Annotated in this window: 21 protein-coding genes; 12 read left to right on the forward strand and 9 right to left on the reverse strand. The window is 41.2% G+C overall.

From position 1 onward, the window contains the following. Positions 1-217 precede the first annotated feature (217 nt). Positions 218-427, forward strand: coding sequence for a hypothetical protein (locus tag FTU98_RS01685; protein ID WP_004976903.1), 210 nt, complete (start codon positions 218-220; stop codon positions 425-427). An 85-nt stretch (positions 428-512) separates the two neighbouring features. Here FTU98_RS01685 and bioB read toward each other — a convergent pair whose 3' ends face one another. Next, complete coding sequence (bioB, locus tag FTU98_RS01690) at positions 513-1,505, reverse strand: biotin synthase BioB (protein ID WP_180050208.1); 993 nt, start codon at positions 1,503-1,505, stop codon at positions 513-515. A 289-nt stretch (positions 1,506-1,794) separates the two neighbouring features. Beyond that, positions 1,795-2,895, reverse strand: coding sequence for a tRNA epoxyqueuosine(34) reductase QueG (gene queG, locus FTU98_RS01695; RefSeq protein WP_218948259.1), 1,101 nt, complete (start codon positions 2,893-2,895; stop codon positions 1,795-1,797). Positions 2,896-2,916: 21 nt separating this feature from the next. On the opposite strand from queG, the gene FTU98_RS01700 reads away from it, so the two are divergent. Then, positions 2,917-4,437, forward strand: a complete 1,521-nt coding sequence (locus FTU98_RS01700; protein ID WP_104851865.1) for an NAD(P)H-hydrate dehydratase — start codon at positions 2,917-2,919, stop codon at positions 4,435-4,437. Between the two features lie 24 nt (positions 4,438-4,461). Here FTU98_RS01700 and ruvC read toward each other — a convergent pair whose 3' ends face one another. Continuing rightward, positions 4,462-5,007 carry a crossover junction endodeoxyribonuclease RuvC gene (gene ruvC / locus FTU98_RS01705; protein ID WP_004976895.1) on the reverse strand — a complete coding sequence of 182 codons (546 nt, stop codon included), beginning with the start codon at positions 5,005-5,007 and terminating at the stop codon, positions 4,462-4,464. A 200-nt stretch (positions 5,008-5,207) separates the two neighbouring features. Between ruvC and FTU98_RS01710 the strand changes: the two genes are divergently transcribed. The 3 genes from FTU98_RS01710 to FTU98_RS01720 all read left to right on the forward strand — a co-directional run bounded on the left by FTU98_RS01710 (position 5,208) and on the right by FTU98_RS01720 (position 7,140). Continuing rightward, positions 5,208-5,591 (forward strand): YkvA family protein, encoded by a 384-nt coding sequence (locus tag FTU98_RS01710; RefSeq protein WP_096901198.1) that lies wholly within the window; start codon positions 5,208-5,210, stop codon positions 5,589-5,591. A 168-nt stretch (positions 5,592-5,759) separates the two neighbouring features. Then, positions 5,760-6,335 (forward strand): FxsA family protein, encoded by a 576-nt coding sequence (locus FTU98_RS01715; protein WP_004976892.1) that lies wholly within the window; start codon positions 5,760-5,762, stop codon positions 6,333-6,335. A gap of 169 nt (positions 6,336-6,504) precedes the next feature. Next, entirely contained in the window at positions 6,505-7,140 is a 636-nt protein-coding gene (locus tag FTU98_RS01720; protein WP_096901197.1) for a LysE family transporter, read from the forward strand. A 20-nt stretch (positions 7,141-7,160) separates the two neighbouring features. Here FTU98_RS01720 and FTU98_RS01725 read toward each other — a convergent pair whose 3' ends face one another. Continuing rightward, positions 7,161-7,370 carry a hypothetical protein gene (locus FTU98_RS01725; RefSeq protein WP_154320816.1) on the reverse strand — a complete coding sequence of 70 codons (210 nt, stop codon included), beginning with the start codon at positions 7,368-7,370 and terminating at the stop codon, positions 7,161-7,163. 315 nt (positions 7,371-7,685) lie between these two features. Here FTU98_RS01725 and FTU98_RS01730 point away from each other — a divergent pair, with 315 nt between their 5' ends. After that, the gene (locus FTU98_RS01730) at positions 7,686-7,916 is read left to right on the forward strand and encodes a hypothetical protein (protein ID WP_372238839.1); all 231 of its coding nucleotides are present in this window, start codon (positions 7,686-7,688) and stop codon (positions 7,914-7,916) included. A gap of 152 nt (positions 7,917-8,068) precedes the next feature. Here FTU98_RS01730 and FTU98_RS01735 read toward each other — a convergent pair whose 3' ends face one another. Further along, entirely contained in the window at positions 8,069-8,380 is a 312-nt protein-coding gene (locus FTU98_RS01735; protein WP_004976884.1) for a monooxygenase, read from the reverse strand. Between the two features lie 158 nt (positions 8,381-8,538). After that, entirely contained in the window at positions 8,539-9,705 is a 1,167-nt protein-coding gene (gene metK / locus FTU98_RS01740) for a methionine adenosyltransferase (protein ID WP_004976883.1), read from the reverse strand. A 749-nt stretch (positions 9,706-10,454) separates the two neighbouring features. Here metK and tkt point away from each other — a divergent pair. From tkt to FTU98_RS01760, 4 genes are all read left to right on the forward strand, one after another. After that, positions 10,455-12,443 carry a transketolase gene (tkt, locus tag FTU98_RS01745; protein ID WP_004976881.1) on the forward strand — a complete coding sequence of 663 codons (1,989 nt, stop codon included), beginning with the start codon at positions 10,455-10,457 and terminating at the stop codon, positions 12,441-12,443. A gap of 152 nt (positions 12,444-12,595) precedes the next feature. Beyond that, positions 12,596-12,811, forward strand: coding sequence for a hypothetical protein (locus FTU98_RS01750; protein WP_004976879.1), 216 nt, complete (start codon positions 12,596-12,598; stop codon positions 12,809-12,811). A 179-nt stretch (positions 12,812-12,990) separates the two neighbouring features. Further along, on the forward strand, positions 12,991-13,476 hold the full coding sequence (locus FTU98_RS01755) for a GNAT family N-acetyltransferase (protein WP_096901195.1): 486 nt from the start codon (positions 12,991-12,993) through the stop codon (positions 13,474-13,476). A 136-nt stretch (positions 13,477-13,612) separates the two neighbouring features. Next, positions 13,613-14,197 (forward strand): YceI family protein, encoded by a 585-nt coding sequence (locus FTU98_RS01760; protein ID WP_004976875.1) that lies wholly within the window; start codon positions 13,613-13,615, stop codon positions 14,195-14,197. A gap of 227 nt (positions 14,198-14,424) precedes the next feature. On the opposite strand, the gene FTU98_RS01765 is transcribed toward FTU98_RS01760, so the two are convergent. After that, positions 14,425-15,936, reverse strand: a complete 1,512-nt coding sequence (locus FTU98_RS01765) for an aldehyde dehydrogenase family protein (RefSeq protein ID WP_004976873.1) — start codon at positions 15,934-15,936, stop codon at positions 14,425-14,427. Positions 15,937-16,180: 244 nt separating this feature from the next. On the opposite strand from FTU98_RS01765, the gene FTU98_RS01770 reads away from it, so the two are divergent. Further along, positions 16,181-17,362: a transcriptional regulator gene (locus FTU98_RS01770; RefSeq protein WP_179991318.1), complete on the forward strand. Its 1,182-nt coding sequence runs from the start codon at positions 16,181-16,183 to the stop codon at positions 17,360-17,362. Positions 17,363-17,426: 64 nt separating this feature from the next. On the opposite strand, the gene FTU98_RS01775 is transcribed toward FTU98_RS01770, so the two are convergent. Together FTU98_RS01775 and FTU98_RS01780 are read right to left on the reverse strand one after the other, a co-directional pair. Next, positions 17,427-18,422, reverse strand: coding sequence for an alpha/beta hydrolase (locus FTU98_RS01775; protein WP_179990127.1), 996 nt, complete (start codon positions 18,420-18,422; stop codon positions 17,427-17,429). Between the two features lie 247 nt (positions 18,423-18,669). Further along, a complete protein-coding gene (locus FTU98_RS01780) occupies positions 18,670-19,842 on the reverse strand; it encodes an iron-containing alcohol dehydrogenase (protein WP_004976867.1) in 1,173 nt (390 codons plus the stop codon). A 456-nt stretch (positions 19,843-20,298) separates the two neighbouring features. On the opposite strand from FTU98_RS01780, the gene FTU98_RS01785 reads away from it, so the two are divergent. Beyond that, positions 20,299-22,302, forward strand: coding sequence for a hypothetical protein (locus FTU98_RS01785; RefSeq protein WP_180050211.1), 2,004 nt, complete (start codon positions 20,299-20,301; stop codon positions 22,300-22,302). Positions 22,303-22,311: the final 9 nt, after the last annotated feature.

Here is a 22,311-nt window from a genome sequence, read left to right on the forward strand (position 1 = left end):
TTGCTTAGTCTTGACTGCATGTATAGATTAGACTGCACTTATCCATCTTCAAAACTACATATATCATTCCCACCTCTTTTGGTGGGGAGACTTCTCATGCTGTACGAAGTTTGATTTATACAAGTGCACAATTAAATTTTCTATCCTCCGCACACTTTATCCCACAAGGTATTCCGCTTAAAATTCTGTATCTAGAAATATTGAACTGACCGTATTTATGGCTAAAAACTTTCAAGAAAAAACGTATATTGTAGATGACAATCTAGCAGATACTTTGACGTGGTTGCTGCATCATCAGGACTGTTATGATCGGTTTTATTATGATGCGATTCAGCAACAACTGACGGTAGAACATGCCAACGGGGTAGATATTATTAAAACAGGGCAGTATTTAAATGCCAGTTACGGAATTTTAATCACCTCTTAAAAGCATTGCCGCATAAACTTATTTTGCTGCATAAAAAACAAAGTCCCTTTGCGGGACTTTGTACATTTGGATGGATGCTAAAACTTTAAGCCATTGCCATCGCATCTACCGACAATTCAGAAACCGTTGGTTTAGCACGTTCAGGCACTAAGCCTAACTTTTGGAACAATTGTTTGTCTTTGCCTTCGCCTGCGTTTGGTGTAGTTAAAAGTTTTTCACCTGAGAATAACGAGTTCGCACCTGCCATAAATGCCAATGCCTGATCTGAATCAGACAACGATTCACGCCCTGCAGACAAACGAATATAGCTGTTTGGCATGATAATACGTGCAACTGCAATAGTACGAATCCATTCAATCACATCTAGCTTTTCGACTTCAGCCAGTGGTGTACCTTCAATCGGAACTAACATATTGATTGGCACAGATTCAGGGTGTAACGGTAAAGTCGCCAATTCATGTAACAAACCAATACGGTCTTGGGTATCTTCACCTAAACCGACAATACCGCCACTACACACTTTCATACCTGTTTGACGCACAATATCCAAAGTATTTAAGCGGTCATCAAAGCTACGAGTACTAATGACATTCGGATAATATTCACGCGATGTGTCTAGGTTGTGGTTGTAATAATCCAAACCTGCATCTTTTAAGCGTTCTGCCTGCGATTGGTTTAACATCCCTAAAGTCATGCAAGTTTCTAAGCCTAGAGCTTTGACTTCACGCACCATTTCTAAAACATACGGCATATCACGTTCATGCGGATTACGCCAAGCAGCGCCCATACAAAAACGTGAAGAGCCTGAGGCTAATGCTTCTTTGGCTTCCTGAATGACTTTATCAACTGCAATACGTTTTTCAGCTTCAAGCTGTGAATCATAATGCGCAGATTGCGAGCAATATTTGCAGTCCTCAGGGCATTTGCCTGTTTTAATAGACAATAAGGTACTGACTTGTACGGTATTGGCAGCAAAATGTTGGCGATGCACACGCTGTGCTTCAAAGACTAAATCCAGAAAAGGTTGTTCATATAACTGCTGAATTTCTTCTCGAGTCCAATCATTGTGTACTGACATAAGTAAAAGTCCATCATCCCTATTATTCATAGTCTGTATCATACACAAATAGTTTGAATCAGAAAGGCATAATCTCCCAATTTCGTGGCAAATATTCGACAGAATAGAATTAAAATCATGCAGTCTATTTAGTTGCAAACTTGAGCAATTTTTCTGATATTTCGCTGCAAAATTAAATTTTATGGATTATTATTTTTGCAATGAATTGGTCACTAAAATTCAGTTAACTGCATAAATTGGCAAGTAACCTGCAGCCAAAATATCGTACCATTTGGGTGGTAGTTTTTGTTTAAATTTTAGGCTGTTTAAGCAATTGTTCCTGAATGGCCCAATCAATATGGATTTGCACAATCTCATCATGCTGTGTTCGCGTTTGCTGCAAAATTTGTAAAATCTGTGCTGAAAATGGGGCATTTCCAAGCCCGATTGCAATATTACGCATAAAACTTTTATAGCCTGTACGACGTAATGGACTACCTTCGGTTTTGGCTAAAAATGTGCTTTCATCCCATTGCCATAAATCTAGCAAGCTGACCTGATCTAAGGCATGTCGGGGATGAAAATCCTCCACCGTGGTGACTTGAGCAAAGCTATTCCACGGGCAAATCAGTTGGCAATCATCACAACCAAACACCCGATTACCAATGCCACGACGTAATTCTTCAGGAATGATACCCTGATATTCAATGGTCAAATAAGCAATACATTTACGCGCATCTAACATATAAGGTTCAACAATGGCTTGCGTTGGGCAAATGTCGATGCAGGCTGTGCAAGAGCCGCAATGCGATGTTGCAGGTGGATCAAAAGGCAAATCTAGTGAAGTAAACAGCTCACCCAATACAAAAAAAGACCCAGATTTTTTATGAATTAGTAATGTGTGTTTGCCTGTCCAACCCATGCCTGCACTTTCTGCAAGCGACTTTTCAAAAATTGGGGCTGAGTCGGCAAAGGGGCGTGATTCAAACTCGCCCACTTTTTCACGAATACGTGTCGCAAGGGTTTTTAGGCGTCCGCGCATGACTTTGTGATAATCGCGTCCACGTGCATAACGGGCTATAATTGCAGAGTTAGGTGCATCGGGAATATGTCGTGGACGTGGTGTTTCCACCAAATAATTCATGCGCACACAAATAATGCTTTTGGTATTCGGGACTAATAGTGTGGGATTGGCGCGCTTGTCTAAATTTTCTTCCAGAAACTTCATATCCCCATGATAGCCACGTTTTAAATATTCCTGAAAACGTGCTAATTCTGCTTGAGCATCTGGTTTGGCAATGACACAATCAGCAAAACCAAGCGCCAAAGCTTGAGCTTTAATCCACGCTTTCAAGGCGGCTGGATCGTCTTGATGCAGAGAAATATGTGCTGAAGTGGTGGATGTTGCCATAACAAAATAGAAGGGAAGAAAATGCCGCAGCAAGTGTACCATAGCCCTGTTTATCATAGTCAAAGTATTCAAGCGTGGGAGCAGCGCTGGTTTGCCCGTCAAAATAGTTCTTACGGTTTAATGCAGCAAGTGGCGTGGACACTGCATTTACAAATTCGCAAAATTTTTGCAAAACAGCCATCTACAATACAAAAAATTGCTGTGTGTTGTGGACAAGGCAATAACGCAGGCGATGGCTATTTAACTGCAAAATATTTAAAACAAGCAGGTTTTCAAGTCGATATTTATGCCGCAACACGCGGTTCATCGGCAGATTTACATCAGGCTTTTTTAGAAGCTCAGACAGAACAAGTCAATATAATTCAAGGTTTTGCATTTCAACAAAGTTATGACTGCTATATTGATGCATTATTTGGTATTGGTTTAGATCGTCCTTTAAATGATGAGTGGCAGTCGCTTATTCACGCAATGAATCAACAAGCGGGTTTAAAAATTGCGGTTGATATTCCAAGCGGTTTAAATGCCAACACGGGGCAGCCATTGCCATGTGCAATTAAAGCCGATTACACCTTTACAGCTTTGGGTTTGAAAGCAGGGTTATTTACAGGGCAGGCACAGGAATATACTGGACTGGTCGATGTGCTGGATTTGATTCCAGCCGATGCAGAACTCAAAGCGTTGGCCCAACTCACACCACATTTGATTCAATTACCCGCACGGCAGGCTTTTGGACACAAAGGCAGTTATGGGCATGTGTTGATTGTGGGCGGACATGCGCAAATGGGTGGTGCGGTGATGATGGCTGCAGAAGCCGCATCAAGCGCAGGTGCAGGGAAAGTGACTGTGGTCTGTCATGCCAAACATCATGTGGCGATATTAAGCCGTGCGCCGAATTTAATGTTGCGGGATATAGACGCACTGACAGGCGCAGAAATTCAGCACTTAATTTCACAGGTCGATGCCGTAAGTTTAGGGATGGGTTTAGGACGTGATGCTTGGGCAGAACAGCATTATGCAGACTGGTTTGCTGCACTAAATCAGTCCGAGGTAGAAGTAGTTTACGATGCCGATGCCTTATGGTTTTTGGCGAAGCAAGCGCATTCATCGCATCATCCAGCCCAACTAAAACCGAACAGTTATGCCACACCACATTCAGGTGAGGCTGCGACCTTGCTCAATACTACGGTTGCAGCCATTGAAGCAGACCGTATTGCCGCGATTCAGCAATTGCAGCAACGCTATGCAGGCGATTGGGTGTTAAAAGGTTCAGGTAGTTTGACTTTGCAAGCTGCATCTACAGAACCGCAAGCAAGTTCATTGTGGATTTGTACCGCAGGCAATCCTGGTATGGGTACAGGTGGTATGGGCGATGTGTTGGCAGGCATGATTGCCAGTTTAAAAGCCCAGTTTCATCATAAAATTCAATTGCATGAAATTGTCATGTTACATGCCTTGGCGGGGGATGTATTGGCACAGCAGGGCATGCGCGGTTTACAGGCACAGCACATGAGCCAAGCGATTTATCAGGTTGTGAATCGGTAAAATATAAGCGATGGCGATGCTGATTTAGCGACGTCTGGAGCTTGAACGACTACGTCCGCGTGCCATACCACCCAAGGCATTGAGCACAGCCAATTTGGTCATACTGCCCGATGCATGAGCATGGCAAATTGCAGCAGCCAAAGCATCGGCAGCATCTTGTTGTGGTTTGATGGATAGATTTAATAATTTCATGACCATCATTTGTACTTGTTCTTTATCGGCAGCGCCATAACCCACGACAGATTGTTTAATTTGACGAGCGGTATATTCCGCCACTTGTAAATCTAAATTTACCAAAGCGGCAATCGCTGCCCCGCGAGCCTGTCCCAATTTTAAGGCAGAGTCTGGGTTTTGCGCCATAAACACTTGTTCAACTGCTGCTTCAGTCGGGCCGTGAAATTTCACAATCCGTTCAATCCCTGCAAAAATCCGTTTTAAGCGTTCGGGCATTTCACTGGTTTCGGTGCGAATGGTTCCTGCATCTACAAAACGTAATTTAGCGCCATCACGTTCAATAATGCCGTAGCCCGTTAGACGAGAACCAGGGTCGATTCCAATAATAAGTGACATGCCAAGCCTTAAAAAATTACATCAAGTTGAATTATAGGAGTTTAAATCTCTTTTGTGTGGAGTAATTTCAAAACATTCGGTCAGTAAGCTGCCGTTTAAACAATTAGCATGTATCCTTTGCCATATTTTCAATTTTGGACTTCATTTTATTTTAAGTTTTGAGGCGTATATTTTATATACGGTAGCAAATGAGAGCGGCAATGAAGTGGATTAATAGGCTAAAACAGTGGGCGAAGCAAATTAAACGAGATGTTTATGCGGTGTGGTTTGCAGCACGTGATCCTGAAACACCGTTTATGGCAAAGCTTTTGGCATTGTTGGTCGCTGCTTATGCTATTTCTCCCATTGATTTAATTCCAGACTTTATACCTGTTTTGGGTTATTTGGATGATTTGATTTTAGTGCCATTGGGCATCATGTTGGTATTGCGTTTAGTACCTGCAGAGGTAATGCAGCGCTGTCGTTTACAAGCCGATGCGATCAGTCAAAAACCGAGCAGTTATATTGCAGCATCAGTTTTTATTGCGTTGTGGTTATTATTGGCTTATGCCGCATATTTTTATCTTTATCGTTTAAATATATAGACGTATTAAGTCTGTTATTGGGTGATGATGAAAATATTAATGACAGACTTAACCTTTAAAAATACAATAATGCCCATATTGAAACAACAGCGAATCAAAAAAGCTTGATCCCGATGAAGCACTTGGTTACTGCATTTTATTTATTTTGTTGAGATTAGATTAATTTTCATGAAATTATTTCTTATTGTTCTAATTGGCTTAGTTCTTGAAGTCTTCGTCTGGATTGGTGTGGGCGACCTAGTGGGGAGCATGTGGTACGTGTTCTTTTGGTTTGTCGCTGCTTTCTTCATTGGTTTGAACCTGATTCGTAAATATTCTGCAGGCGTGATGCCACAAATGCAGCAAATGCAAATGGGGCAGATGAGTGCCGATCCTGCGCTGAGTAATAATTTACCTAAAATTTTTGCGGGTTTTTTATTGATGATTCCAGGATTAATCAGCGATGTTTTGGCATTGCTGGTGATGATTCCTGCCGTACAAAATGCCTTTAAAGCGGCAATGATGAAAGCCATGATGAAACGTCAGCAAGCCATGATGGATCAAATGATGGGTGGCATGATGGGCGATATGAATGGCATGGGCGGAGCAGGTCAAAACCCGTTTGCAGATTTAATGCGCCAAATGCAAGACATGCAAAATCAGCAGGGCGGTGGTCGTGATTCCAGTATTATTGATGGTGAAGCACGTGAAATTACCCCCGATGCGAAAAAAATTGAAATGAAAGATGTCAATCCACCTAAATAATATGGGTGATGCTTGAGATCAAACCGAATCGTGCTGATTCGGTTTTTTTATGGGTATTTTTTGGTGAATATGCACGTGAGTGTTTAAACATTGAGGTGTGCATTTAAAGCCTTATTTATTCTCCTACCGCACAAGGTATAATCGGATTTTCAATTCTCCTGATGTATTTATGTCTTTGTTATTCACCATTTGTGCGCTGCATTTTGTGGCACAGCTTAGTCCAGGACCAGATGTTTTATTAATTGCCAAAAGTGCAGCCAGCAATACCCGCCGTAATACCTTGCAGATTATTGCGGGTATTTCATCAGGGATTGTGGTGTGGGTGGTGCTGACCTTATTAGGTTTTACGGTTTTGGTGCAGCAATTTCCCTGGATTCAGCAAGTCTTAATGCTGATTGGCGGTTTATTTCTTGCCAAAATGGGATGGGGCATGTTGTCGGGCGGTTGGCATAGTTGGCAGCAGCGCAAACAGTTTGATGATACTCAAGTGCAAATTCCAGCCGCAAAAAACTACTTTTTATTGGGTCTATTCACCAATTTATCTAATCCGAAAACCTTAATTTATTTTAGTAGTGTATTTGCTTTGGCGTTGAGTTCATCGGCAAGTGCATCTTTGAAAGCCCAATTGGCAGTGATTATTCCAATCCAAACTTTTGTGACATTTACACTATTTATGTTGCTACTTTCTACACCAAAAATGAAAAAGTTATATCAGCGTTCAGGCAGTTATATTGATATGGTCTCGGGCGGATTATTTTTATTATTTGCTGTGTGGTTGTGGTTAGATGCACTGCGTATGTTTTAAAACATAGGTTTTGATGCCAATTAGTTAGATGATTTGATGTTGTCCAAAGCCAAGTTTGACGATTTTTCATTCAGTATTTCGGTTGCAGTCGTGTTTTCAGTTTTATCTAAATGATTGGGCTGATAAGTACGGTTTGATTGCAAAGTTGCTTCGGTATTTTCCGAACCTTGGTATTTACGACTACGGTTGGCACGTTCTCGCAAGCCACCTTTTTTAATGAGTTGCACCACTTTAACTTTACTCCGTGTAATAAAAAAATATGTGCTGAAAGCCAAGCTTGAGTCTAAACTTCAAGTAATCGAGCATGCAGAATTTTAGCATGGCATACCTATTTTAGATGGATAAAGTGACTGTTTATTCAAAAATACGATTTGCGCGAATAGCAGAACTTTGACATTCTAATTCACAAGCGATTGTGTCAGTTAAATCATCCAAAGGATGCAGGCTACAAAGTGTCACAGTTGCTTAAACAAAATTACACTGCATCAGGGTAGATGGTGTAACAATAAAAACAAGAATTACAGTGAAGTAGGAGAATACCTATGCTGTATCATCAATATCGTTGCGCATGTTGCAATCGGGTGGTGGAATCATCAGAAAAAGAATGTGGTACTTGTGGTTCACACAATATTCGTAGTCCTTATGGTTTCTGGTTATTCTGTATTTTGGCATGCTTGGCAGCAGCCGTTGTGTTTAAAGTCGTGCATGTTTATTTGCAAGATCATCAAGAAGTGCCCGTGCAACAATCGGTGCTTGAGGTGATTCGTACGCAATAAGTGCTGCATCCAAGCTTAACGCTTATTTCGTCTATACAAGATTTCAAAAAATCCTGAATCATTAAATGGCTCAGGATTTTATTCAACTGTTTTTTCAATATTGAAGAGACTCACCATTTTATTCTTCAATATGGATGAGCAATTTAAAAAGATTAGCGACTTAAGAAGTCAGCTTGGTTGATTGCAGACAGTGCAGCATTCACCTCAAAAATCTTGCCACGAATATTCTTCACGCCAAAACTTTCTAAACGTGCAGTGTGCATTTTTAAATAGCGTTCAGCATTGGCCGCATGATCAAACAGATAGATTCCACCGGCTTCCTGTGTTTGACTGTTCTCAGTCCAAATTTTCCAAAGCATGCCAGTTTCTAGGTTAATGCTTTCTGCAAGTTCACGGTACGCTTGGCTCATGCTTTCGCCAAATGGGCCTTCAGAAGGGAAATCGACTTGAAGAATAACCGCCATAATAAACTCCTACATCATTATCTTAGATGAGTATTTAAAAAATCTCAGGAATGATTCACTATAACATATTCGTATTTTGTATATTGTGGTTTGACAGCTAAATTTTAGGCATAAAAAAGCCCACCGAAGTGAGCTTGATAAAACTGAAAAGTTTTACATTACAGACCTGCAGAGGCTTTTAATGCTTCAACTTTGTCGGTTTTTTCCCATGTAAATGCAGTGTCAGAACCTTGACGACCAAAGTGGCCATAAGCTGCAGTCTGTTTATACATTGGTTGTAACAGGTTCAACATGTTGGTAATGCCGTATGGACGTAAATCGAAGTGTTCACGTACTAAAGCAATAATCAACTCATCTGCCACTTTTGCAGTGTTGAAGGTGTTGATTGAAATTGACGTTGGCTCTGCAACACCAATAGCATAAGACACCTGAATTTCACATTTGTCTGCCAAGCCAGCTGCCACAATATTCTTTGCAACATAACGACCTGCGTAAGCAGCAGAACGGTCAACTTTAGATGGGTCTTTACCAGAGAATGCACCGCCACCATGACGTGCCATGCCGCCGTAAGTATCGACAATGATTTTACGACCAGTTAAACCGCAGTCACCGACAGGGCCGCCAATCACAAACATACCTGTTGGGTTGATGTGGAATTTGGTGTCTGCATGGAACATTTCTGCAGGAATCACTTTTTTCACAATTTCTTCAATTACCGCTTCTTTAAGCTGAATTTGCGAAATTTCAGGATCGTGCTGAGTAGATAACACCACCGCGTCCAAACGTACAGGCACACCATTTTCATAAGCAAAAGTCACCTGACTTTTTGCATCTGGGCGTAACCACGGCAAAGCACCACTGCGACGTAATTCAGCTTGCTTTTCCATTAAGCGGTGTGCGTAAGAAATTGGGGCAGGCATTAATACATCAGTTTCACGGCTGGCGTAACCAAACATCAAACCTTGGTCACCTGCGCCTTGATCTTCAGGCTTTTGACGGTCTACACCTTGTGCAATTTCAGGTGATTGTTTACCAATCATGTTAATGACCGCACAGGTTGAACCATCAAAACCTAAGTCAGAATGATGGTAACCAATGCCATTTACGGTTTGACGAACAACGGCTTCAAAATCGACATTTGCAGTTGTTGTGATTTCACCTGCCAGTACAACCGCACCCGTTTTTACAAGCGTTTCACAAGCAACCCGCGCATAAGGGTCTTCTTTTAAGATTGCATCCAAAATGGCATCACTGATTTGGTCAGCCATTTTATCTGGATGGCCTTCGCTTACAGATTCCGAGGTAAATACAGCGTACTCGCGCATAAGTCCTATCACAGTTAAATTCAAAAGACGCAATATGTTACATCGAGTTAGACTTTAGGACTAGCGCATTACGACTAAATTGGCTGAATTTATTTCAATTCAATGACTTTTTATCGCATATCTTTAGCTAAAAAATAGATAAAGTATCGGTATGACTATATTGTGACTCAAAAATATTCATGTTGGCTAAAGTATGCTGTCATAATTTTAAACTAAGGAGCACCTTGTTTTTAAGTGGTGAATCATTTTTAAAAACAATATTGTAGATGGGTAATTTAAAGACTTTGAATTGACTTTATCTGCATCAAGCTGCATTTTCAAAAGCTGTTTTAAAATTTTGGACGATGGCTGTGATTCAATTTATTGTGTGAAAAGTGAATAAAATTCAAGATGTGTTAAAATCTGTCTATTATTTCTACAGAATACTGTTGTGTTTTAACTTGTTGCTAGGCATTTGATTGGAGTTGCTGCAAGAGCGACATCACAATTCCATCCTGCGTCTATAAGTTGAAATATCTATACTTTAGAATTTTGCCAAGAATAGAGCTTAACACGGCAATTAGCTATTTTCTTGTTGTTATAAACGTGAAAACGTCTTTGAATTTGCACGAAAAATACCCTGAATGGGAATTAATGCGGAAATATTGTTGCATAGGCTTTACCCCTCAGGCGTTTTTTTGAGAGAATAGCGGCTGTTTTGAATTCTATTCATCTTCTTCTATTTAACGATTTTTTGTGGACTCTGACCTATGACGACCCCGCTTAACGAACGTCGTATTGCAAACGCAATTCGTGTATTGGCAATGGATGCTGTGCAAAAAGCAAATTCAGGACATCCAGGTGCACCGATGGGGATGGCAGATATTGCCGATGTGGTGTGGCGTGAATTTTTGAATCACAACCCAACCAATCCACAATGGGCAAACCGCGACCGTTTTGTATTGTCTAATGGTCATGGTTCAATGTTGCAATATGCGTTGTTGCATTTAACAGGTTATGATCTTTCAATCGAAGATTTAAAAGCGTTCCGTCAGTTACACTCTAAAACACCTGGCCACCCAGAATTGGGTTATGCACCAGGGATTGAAACCACCACTGGTCCACTCGGTCAGGGGATTGCAAATGCTGTTGGTTTTGCTTTAGCAGAAAAAACACTGGCTGCACAATTTAATAAAGAAGATATTCAGGTTGTAGACCATTTCACTTACTGTTTCTTGGGTGATGGTTGCTTAATGGAAGGTGTTTCACACGAAGCATGTTCATTGGCAGGTACTTTAGGTTTAGGCAAGCTGGTTGTTTATTATGATGACAACGGCATTTCTATTGATGGTGAAGTAGAAGGCTGGTTCTCTGACGATACCGAACAACGTTTCTTATCTTACGGCTGGCAAGTCTTAAAAGTTGATGGTCACGATGCCGATGCAATTCGTGCTGCAACGGTTGAAGCAAAAGCTGAAACGCAAAAACCGACTATTATTATTTGTAAAACTGTTATTGGTTTAGGTTCGCCAAACAAACAAGGTAAAGAAGACTGTCACGGTGCGCCATTAGGCCATGATGAAATCGCTTTGACGCGTCAAGCATTAGGCTGGACAGATGAAGCATTTGTTATTCCTGAAGATGTATATGCCGCTTGGGATGCTAAAGCGAAAGGTGCAGAAGCAGAAGCAGCATGGAATACAACTTTTGATGCCTATGCAGCAAAATATCCAACGGAAGCTGCAGAACTTAAACGCCGTTTAAGCGGTGAACTACCTGCAGAATTCATCGCGCAGGCAGATGCGTTTATTGCTGAAACCAATGCTAAAGCTGAAACTATTGCAACGCGTAAAGCCAGCCAAAATACTTTGCAAGCATTTGGCCCATTATTGCCTGAATTATTGGGTGGTTCTGCAGACTTGGCAGGTTCAAACTTAACCCTTTGGAAGGGTTGCCAAGGCGTTCAGGACAATGCAGCAGGGAACTACGTGCATTATGGCGTACGTGAGTTTGGTATGACTGCTATTGCAAATGGTGTAGCACTTCACGGTGGTTTCATTCCTTACGTTGCAACATTCTTAATGTTTATGGAATATGCGCGTAATGCCGTGCGTATGTCTGCATTAATGAAGCAACGTGTGATTCATGTGTATACCCACGACTCGATTGGTTTGGGTGAAGATGGTCCAACACACCAACCGATTGAACAAATTGCATCTTTACGTGGTACGCCAAACTTAAATACATGGCGTCCTGCAGATACCGTTGAAGCGGCTATTTCTTGGAAATCTGCATTAGTACGCAGCGAAGGTCCAACTGCTTTAATTTTCTCACGTCAAAACTTGCCATTCCAAACTCGTACTCAAGCGCAAATTGAGAACGTGGCAAAAGGTGGTTATGTCTTGGCTGAAGAAAAAGGTGAATTGAAAGCCATTATTATTGCAACAGGTTCAGAAGTGGGCTTGGCAATGGAAGCATACGCGCAGCTTGAAGGTGTACGTGTTGTGTCTATGCCGTGTGCAGAAGAATTTGTGAAGCAAGATGCAGCATATCGTGAAGCGGTATTGCCATCACATATTCGTGCACGTGTTGCGGTTGAAGCAGCGCATGTAGACTACTGGTGGAAGTTTGTCGGCTTAGACGGTAAAGTTATTGGTATGACAACTTATGGTGAATCTGCACCTGCAAAAGACTTGTATCAGTACTTTGGCATTACCACTGAAGCGGTTGTTGCTGCAGTAAAAGAATTAACAGCTTAATTTTTTAATCCAGTGTTTTTAAAGGCGTTCCTGCAAAGGGACGTCTTTTATTTTTGCATATTTGTTTGGTATTCGATGTGATGATCCAACAAATTTTTTCAGTGTAAGTCAGGTTTGTGAATAAACCTCTGTGTAATTGAGTGAGATGAGAAATGAGTTTGTACGAGCAAATTAATGATGAAGTCACTTTAATGGATGCGGGTGAGCAAAAGTGGATTGGACAAGATTTACCACTTGAAGCTATGGTGGCGGTAGAGTTGTTGTTACAGGATTTGGCTGAAGATCAGCAAATCAAAATTCGCCGTAAGAACCATGAAAAGCAATCAGGCTTAAAGCAAGTTGATCGTATTTTGATTGAGAAGCTTTAATCTATTGCGATGAATACAGTGCATTAAATGGTGTATCGTCAAAAATAGCTTTATTCTATGCGTAGGGTAAAGCTTTTTTTATTGCTGAAAAATAGTTTATAAAATAGCCTAAGCATAATATGAATGATGCATAATCAATAAAATGATTCGATGCAAAAATAATCAGGCAATATCAAAGCATGCAGACAACTATATTAGATCATCAATTTAAGCACATCGACATTGTCGCGTTAAGTGAAATCCAATTTGAGCAATGGCAACCACTTTGGCAGGGTTATCAGCAATTTTATCAGGTGCAACTCAGTGATGAGGTTACGCAAAATACGTGGTCAAAACTAATTAATCCACACAGTACGCATATTTATGGTTTTGCTGCCGTATATCAAACTCAAGTTGTGGCAATTGTGCATGTAATTGAACATGACAGTTGTTGGACGCTTAAACCTTATGCCTATTTGCAAGATTTATATACCTTGCCTGAGTACAGAGGGATGGGAATTGCTCAGCAGCTTATTCAGCAGGTGAATCAAACAGCGCAACAGCGTGAATGTGATCGGGTATATTGGCTGACTCATGAAGATAATTTACAGGCACGGCAGTTGTATGATCGTGTCGCAAAAAGAACAGGTTTTATTCAATATCGCAGCCCTGCAACAGCGATGTAAAACGCGCATGCATATTTTTACAAATTTATCGTTTCAGTCATGCAACATACTGTTTTATCTTTAATCCTGTATTTGCAGCAAAAATCTATAAACTAAACCTCATTGAAACGTATCAACACTTTTAGAGATGAACAATATGAACATGAAATCAATTGCTTTAGGTTTGGCTATCGCGTCTGCAGCAACAATGACAATGGCTAAACCAGTGGCTTATCAAATTGACCCAACGCATACTGCTACTGTATTTACTTGGGATCACTTCGGTTTTTCTACGCCATCAGGTAACTTCTCAGACATTCAAGGTACTATCAACATTGATGAGAAAAAACCTGCTAACTCATCTGTGAATGTGACGATTCCATTAAGTAGCATCAACACCAACGTAAAAGCTTTAGATGAGCACTTAATGGCAGCAGATTGGTTTGATGCAGCAAAATATCCAACCATTACTTTTAAAAGTACAAAAGTTGAAACTCAAGACAAGAAAAACTTTAAAATCACAGGTGATTTAACAGTTAAAGGTGTAACTAAGCCAGTGGTACTTGACGCAGTATTGAACAAACAAGGTCCACACCCAATGACTCAGGCAGCGACTGTTGGTTTTAATGCAACAACATCATTCAACCGTTCTGCATTTGGTATCGCAAGCTATGTACCAAACGTGGGTGATAAAATTACTGTTAACATCACTACTGAAGCATCTGTAGCTGCTAAAAAATAAGTAGTAATGATTTGATCAAAAAGCATCATTTTAAAAATGGTGCTTTTTTATGTCTGTGATTTTTATCCATGATTTTAATGTCAGCAACTTGAGGTCTATGGCTTTAAAATCTGTTTGGATGAATGGCTTTTTTATTTTACTTTTTGTCCATTCGTATATCCAAAACATAAAAAATGCGAACCGAAGTTCGCATTTTCATTCATCATGTTAAGGTTGAATTAACCAACTTAGAAGAAGCCAGCAGGTTTAGTTGAGTAGCTCACCAACAAGTTCTTGGTTTGTTGATAATGTTCTAACATCATCTTGTGGTTTTCACGGCCAATACCTGATTTTTTATAACCACCGAAAGCGGCATGCGCAGGGTAGATGTGGTAACAGTTCGTCCAAACGCGACCCGCCTGAATAGCACGGCCTGCACGGTAAGAAGTGTGCGCAGAACGTGACCAAACACCTGCACCTAAACCGTAAATGGTGTCATTGGCAATTTTAATGGCTTCATCAAAGTCTTTAAATGTAGTCACAGAAAGCACTGGGCCGAAAATTTCTTCTTGGAAAATTTTCATGTCATTGGTGCCTTTGAAAATTGTCGGCTCAATATAGAAACCACTGCCAACTTCATGACGTTCACCGCCACCTGTTAAAACTTGCGCACCTTCGGCACGACCTGTCGCAATACAACCCAAGATTTTGTTTTGTTGTTCTTGCGATGCCTGCGCACCAATCATAGTTTCAGTATCAAGCGGGTGACCTGTTTTAATACGTTTAACACGTTCAATGGCTTTTTCAAGGAAACGGTCAGCAATACTTTCCTGTACGAGCGCACGTGATGGACAAGTACAAATTTCACCCTGATTCAGCGCGAACATGGCAAAGCCCTCAAGCGCTTTATCTAGGTAGTCGTCATCTTGCGCCATAATATCTTCAAAGAAAATATTTGGAGATTTACCACCAAGCTCCAAAGTCACTGGAATGATGTTTTCAGTGGCATATTGCATGATCAATTGACCGACTTGAGTCGAACCTGTGAATGCAATTTTGGCAATACGTGGATTAGTTGCCAATGGGCGACCGACTTCTACGCCGTAACCATTGACTACGTTTAGTACGCCTGCAGGCAATAAATCTTGAATCAGCTCGACCAAAACTAAAATACTAGCAGGGGTTTGCTCCGCAGGTTTAAGTACAATACAGTTACCCGCAGCCAAAGCAGGTGCAAGTTTCCATGTTGCCATTAAAATTGGGAAGTTCCATGGAATAATTTGCCCCACAACGCCCAATGGCTCATGGAAATGATAGGCGATGGTATCTTCATCAATTTCAGAAATTCCGCCTTCTTGGGCACGAATACAGCCTGCGAAATAACGGAAATGGTCAATTGCCAATGGAATGTCGGCAGCCAATGTTTCACGGACAGGCTTACCATTATCCCATGTTTCTGCCACTGCCAATAATTCTAGATTTTGTTCTAAACGATCTGCAATTTTAAGCAGAATGTTGGAGCGTGTGGTTGGAGATGAGCTGTTCCATTGTGCTTTGGCTTTATGGGCTGCATCTAAAGCCAGTTCAATGTCTTCTGCCGATGAGCGTGGGACTTTGGTAAATACTTTGCCATCTACAGGAGAGATATTTTCAAAGTATTCGCCTTTTACAGGGGCGACCCACTCGCCACCAATAAAGTTTTCGTATTGTGCTTTAAATTGAACTTTTGAACCGGGTTGATTGGGATCTACGTAACGCATAATTCTCTTCCTTTGATGGTTTTTTATAATCTGCCGTCACTTTACCGTTTAGAACAATCCTGTGTCTAAAATCAGGTTAAATTTACGGCTATGGTATAAGGTACTTTGGTACGTTATTTGTTTAGCATACCAATATAAGGTTGGAAAAAGGTTGGAAAGTTGCAGGTTTACAAGCAACGAACAAATCCTTACAAAAACAAGCACTACAATGGATGTAATGCCCACAGGATTGTGAGAATCAGTCATGATGAAAAAACAAGATCTATTGGAAAAACAATTGCATATTGAACGGTTTAGACAAAGCAGTAGTTTATCGCCGCTGCATGCGCAGCAAATTCAGCAGAGTATTTTAAATTCTTGGCAACGCTCTGAAATTGCAGAAATTCCTGTAGATCGGCAGGCTGCTCCGTTAAATTCCAGTTTATCGCATCCGCAAGGCGGTTCGGCTTTACAGAGAGCTGTGCAAAATTGCGCAGAAGATTTAAAACATATCGCGCAGCAGTCCGACATGGTGGCAGCCGTGGGCGATGTGGGCAGTACGATTATTTGGACGGCAGCGAGCGCTCAAATGCGTAATGTGGCGGAACGAGTACATTTTGTAGAGGGTGGACAGTGGCGTGAAGAGTTGGTGGGTACCAATGCTTTGGCTTTGTCACTCAAAACTCAGCAAGCCAGTTGTGTGTTTTCCAGTGAACATTATATGTCATCGTTACATGACTGGGTTTGTTATGCTGCACCAATTTTAGACCCACATTCCAAACAAGTGTTGGGCGTGATTGATTTATCGACCACTTGGAAAAATCATAACAGTTTGGGTTTGTTGGCAGCAGAGCGCTGTGCTTCTTTAATTCAAAATGCGTTGCTGGAACAGCAAAAACAGCAGCTTTATATTCGCGCGTTTCGTGTGCCACAGGTGTTATTTAATGGCAAAGTGGTGGTGATGACACCGCGTCAAATTGAAATATTGGTGATTTTGGCACTTTGCCCACAAGGCATGAGTTTAGACACTTTACACCAAGCACTATATGGTGAGCGTAAAGTCAGCATGGGAACGCTAAAAGCTGAAATGTCGCAATTACGCGATATTTTAGGGGGGATGCTCGGCTCGCGTCCTTACCGAGTTTTGGCGCATATTGAAGCCGATTTTTTACAAGCTGAGCAGGCTTTAGATGCAGGTTATGTGCAGTCTGCCTTGCAAACGTGTGCAGGGGTATTTTTGGCGAAAACTGAAAGTCCATTTTTATGCGCATGGCGAGATTGTTTAGAATCACGCCTGAGTGATGCCATTTTTAATGCACAAGATACCGATGTATTGCTGAAACATTTGGCGCATAGCCCTGAAGCGATTGATGCGGTAGAGCGTTTAATTGAACTGATGCCAAAGCATCATCCTGCACATCAAATTTTATTAAAATACAAAGCCTAAATGACGAATCAAGTCTTTAGGCTTTCATTTCACTGTCCTTTAGTCTTACTGTTTTTTTTAGTTTTTACAGCCCTTTGCGGTTTAACCAGTCAAACAAGGACTGATACACTTCCGCGCGGACTTCTGGCGCAGAAAGCACCAAATCATGCACGCCATCTTCAATTTGGCAAAGCTGAATATCGCCATGCATGTGATGCCCATATTTTTGCATATCTGCAACATTTAAAATTACGTCAGTGCGTTGCGCAATCTCATTCCATTGGCGTGGATAACTACTTTGACTCGCATGCATAATTAAGGTGGGTACACCCAAATGCACACTGGCATGAATTTCTTTTTGCGCTTCATGAATTGCACGAACAAAACTTAATCGCACTTTTGGATAACGCGGTTTCTTCCATTCCAAATTAAATAACCATTCACCATGATATTGTTTGTGTAGACTTGGTACATAAAATGGATTAAGGCGGCTTGGAAATTTCATTTCTGGCAGCAATTTGCCCAATTGGCTTAAACGAGGAATGCCGAATTTTTTCTCAATCTCGCTCATATTGAAATCATAAAAAGGGCTGTTGCACCATAAACCACGAATCAGTGGATGATTGGGATGATGTGCCACATATAACGTGGTGATTAATCCACCTGTTGAATGTCCTGCCAAAATTACTGAGTCATGTTCTTCTGTGGCAATTTGCTCAAGTGCAGCGGAAATTTCTGCATCATATTCAGACAAGCTGCGCACATTGTACCAATTTTGATGTGACAAATGCGAACGCCCATATTTACGTAAATCTAGGGCATAAAAGTCATAACCATGCTGATTAAACTGGTCTGCCATTTCAGTTTGAAAGAAATAGTCAATAAAACCATGAATATAAAGTACGGCTTTACGGGTTTCCTGTTCAGCTTTTTTGCGTACCAAGGTAGCAATCACTTTGCCTTCATAATCAGATGGAAAATCCAGCGTCATTTGTTGGTAATCGGCACCCAAAATATCGGGTTGATAGCTTGGTGTTGTTTTTTGTTTTTTACTTAACAGCATAAGGTGTTCGTCATCCATTTTATTTTGACTATATCCTTGATGAGCTGTGCGCATTTGTCAAATTGAATTATGCAAACCCTCTGCATCTAAATCGCTTTAGTTTTATGCTGCGAGTTCATTTTGTTCTGAACAGCAAAAAAAGCAGAACGCATCTGAGATGGTTCTGCCAAAGGGAAGGATAAAAATAAAACAGCAAAAGAGGAAAATTGAAAAAAAGGATGGGAGATGCTGAGCAAATCTTGATTCACTCAGCAGGAGATTCAAATTACATCGCGGCTTTAAAAATTTCGACCACTTGTGCATGATTGGCTTTACGTGGGTTGGTGAGCATGCAGGCATCTTTTTGTGCATTTTCAGCCATAATCGCCAAGTCATCTTCTTTCACGCCTAACTCTGCTAAACCTGTTGGAATACCAATTGAGCTAGATAATTCACGAATTGCATCAATTGCGGCATAGGCGGCTTCTGTGGTGGTTAATCCGTCAGTATTGACTCCCATCAATTCTGCAATATCTGCATAACGCTCAGGGCAGGCAATCAGGTTAAATTCGCAAACATGCGGCAGTAAAATTGCATTACAGACGCCGTGCGGCAAGTTGTAGAAACCACCGAGTTGATGCGCCATGGCATGCACATAACCCAATGAGGCATTATTAAATGCCATACCAGCCAAATATTGCGCATAGCTCATGGCATCACGTGCTTCAATATTTTCACCATTTGCCACGGCAGGGCTAAGCCACTGGCTAATCATACGAATAGCTTTTTCAGCGCAGGCATCGGTAATAGGATTGGCTGCAGTTGAAACGTAGGCTTCTACAGCATGGGTTAAGGCATCCATGCCTGTTGCTGCGGTTAAACCTGCAGGTTTGGCAATCATGAGTTTTGGATCATCAATGGCGATGAGTGGTGTGCAGCGCCAATCGACAATTGCCATTTTAACGTGCGTGTCGGTATTGGTAATGATACAGAAACGGGTCATTTCCGATGCTGTACCTGCTGTGGTGTTAATGGCAATTAGTGGAGTCATTGGCACGGTACTTTTATCAATGCCTTCATAATCACGAATATGCCCACCACCTGCGGTAACTAAGCCAATGCCTTTGGCACAGTCGTGTGAAGAACCGCCACCTAAAGACACAATAAAGTCGCATTGATTGGCATTGTAGGCATCGACACCTTTATGTACGTTAATGTCGGTTGGGTTTGGCTCAGCACCTGCAAAGATATGGCTAGCAACGCCTGCTTCGGTGAGATAGCCTGCAATGGTATCGGCTACGCCAAATTTAAACAGTCCTTCATCTGTCACAATCAGGGCTTTTTTAGCACCTAAATTTTGCGCTCTTACGCCAATTTCTTTGGCACAACCAGGGCCGAAGAGAGACACACAAGGAATATAAAAACCGTTGGTTTGATCTGCAATATTTTTAAAAGCCATGCTCAGATTCCTTCTTGCATTGGGTATTGGAATAATGTGTTGTTAACGCGGTGTTGAACCGTGATTTGAGTATTCAATGCTTTGTGGTGAAATCCTACCTACCAAACACCAACCCTATTTTCTGAGTAAATAATGCAAACTAATCAATTGAAATTTATTTGTTTTTTAATGGGTTTTTATTTTTTCTGAAGTTGTGCGCAGGCTATAGGCAAGGGCTTAAATCTTGTTTATAGTGTTTTTGTATCTCTAATTTTAAGGTGTAGATACCGTTCACATAAATTTCAGGTGTAATTCAATTAATAAGTGGCTTAAGCTCGATTGAAGAATTGTCCACTTTTTGCAGATGGAAATAAAAAACAAAAAATAGGGATGTATCACGTGATGGGTCTAGTCGGTGCAATCAAATAAAAATAAGATGACACTTAGATAGACCGCACTTAAGCATGAGGAGCGTATATGCAGCCAATTTGCCAGCATAGCCAGTTGCATGCCGTTGCACAGCAATTGGTTCGTATTTCCAGTGTGGCCGCAGAAATCTATCAAGATCAAATGGATTTGGTTGGACATTTTACAGCACAAAATTTGTTTCGGATCGATCCTTTGCAGCATCGGGTCGAATTGCTGAATGGTCTGTTTAGTCTTGAATTTTATCCGCCAAAATCGCATACAAATTTAATAGAAACTCACTTTGAATTTGCGGGGAAACAGCAAGAAGCATTTGAAGATTTTTTCTTACATGATCTGCATTTTTTGACTGGGGATTTAAAACCGCAGCATTCTTTATTTTTGCGTAATCAGGCGCAGCAATTGCGACAATTGATTCTGCAGCAAGTTTACCTGTGGGTAGATGGTGCAGCACGGGTTAAGCAATTGTTATTGCATTTAGATGCAATGCAGGCACAAATTTTAGATCAGGCATTAATGCAGGCAGACGATCAGTATCAACCAGTATTGACCAAATTTGTGCAGCAAGGGCAGCACATTCCTGAAGATGTTTTAACTAACTTAACGATGCTGTGTGCTTTGGAATTTATAGAGGGTGAAACCTTTTTGCCAGTGCAAGCACTGATGCAAAGTTATGATGATTTTTGTTTTAGTGCGGCAGAATTTTTACCTAAAGCCATGCATCGTATTTTAAGTATTTCATTTCCTGAACGATTTAATTTGCAGGATTTAATCGATCATCAGGATGATATTCGGTTGTTGTATCGACATGCCGAAGAACATGGGCATTTATTGGGTTTTGCGCGTTTAATGCACCGTGAGGTGTGGCAGCGTTCCGATGCTTTGGCGAAACCGCATTTTTTAAAATCTTGCCCTTTAATTTGGCAAAAGAAAGTCGCCAAACTGCCGTTATTTGATTATCCACGTGCGGTGAATTGGCTGTTTAAACAGTCTGCACAAGTGTTGGATTGGCTTAGTTTAAATATTCATCATACCAGTGTGCGGGTGGCAGTGACTGCGCTCAGTTTTGTCGATTGTAGTCAGGCACATCCACGGATTATTTTGGCAACTTTGCAATATTTTCAATATTCAGCCGCACGTATGTTCATTCAAAGCTGTAATGTATATGCGACACAGCAAGCGTGGTTCGCACATGCGCATAATGTCAGTTTAATGCCGCATGGCGAAAAACAATCGTTGGATGATCCACGTGTTGCGATTAGTCCTTCCATTTTGTATTTGGATGAATGGATGAGTTTGCTAAAAACCGTGGCGCAGCAAGATGAGTATTTGGTTAAGCATGTATTTAGACGTTTGAGTCGTGTCATGCAAAGTTATATGACTTATTTGCAGCAAATCACACAGGATTTACAGCCTACTTTGTTGGATTATATTCAGCCCGAGAGTCAGCAGCAGCGTGATTTTTATACGGTATTGCAGCGTTATCAGCTTCAACCCGATGATTTTCGGCAGCGTTTTTATTTACGGGCGCAGCATAAGCGAGTTTCAGTGTTTGACAGTTATGTGCGTGATTATTTACTAGAATATTTTGCAGCGCATACGCATATTCCTAAAAGTCTGAGTTGGTTAGGGCTGTTTCATCAGGCGGTGCGTTGGCATCAACAGGTCTACAAAGCAGAGCTGATGGCCAAATTAAAAAAGGAAATTCAGTGCTGTGCATGGCAGGCCAAAAGCCCTATGCCGATGCTAAAGTTTTCAGGTTGGTGCTTTGAGGAGCTGACTCATCTAGACCGTATTATTGAAGAATCACAAAACTTTAAACACTGTTTGGCACTTAGCTATGCCAAGCTAATGAGTGAAGGGCAATATGTGGCTTTTCACATGGCATCGCCACATTATGCGCAGCAATTGACTCTGGGCTGTCATTTTCGGCAGAGGCAACTTGAATTTGATCAGTTGGAATATCCGAATAATCAAAAAGCGGAACAGTTACTGGTGACCATTGCAGAGCAGTTTATTGCATGGCTGAATCCACAATTGCCAGCTAAAGCATAAGACAACAGT

It is taken from the genome of Acinetobacter sp. YH12211 (assembly GCF_013418015.1).
Lineage (GTDB): Bacteria > Pseudomonadota > Gammaproteobacteria > Pseudomonadales > Moraxellaceae > Acinetobacter > Acinetobacter towneri.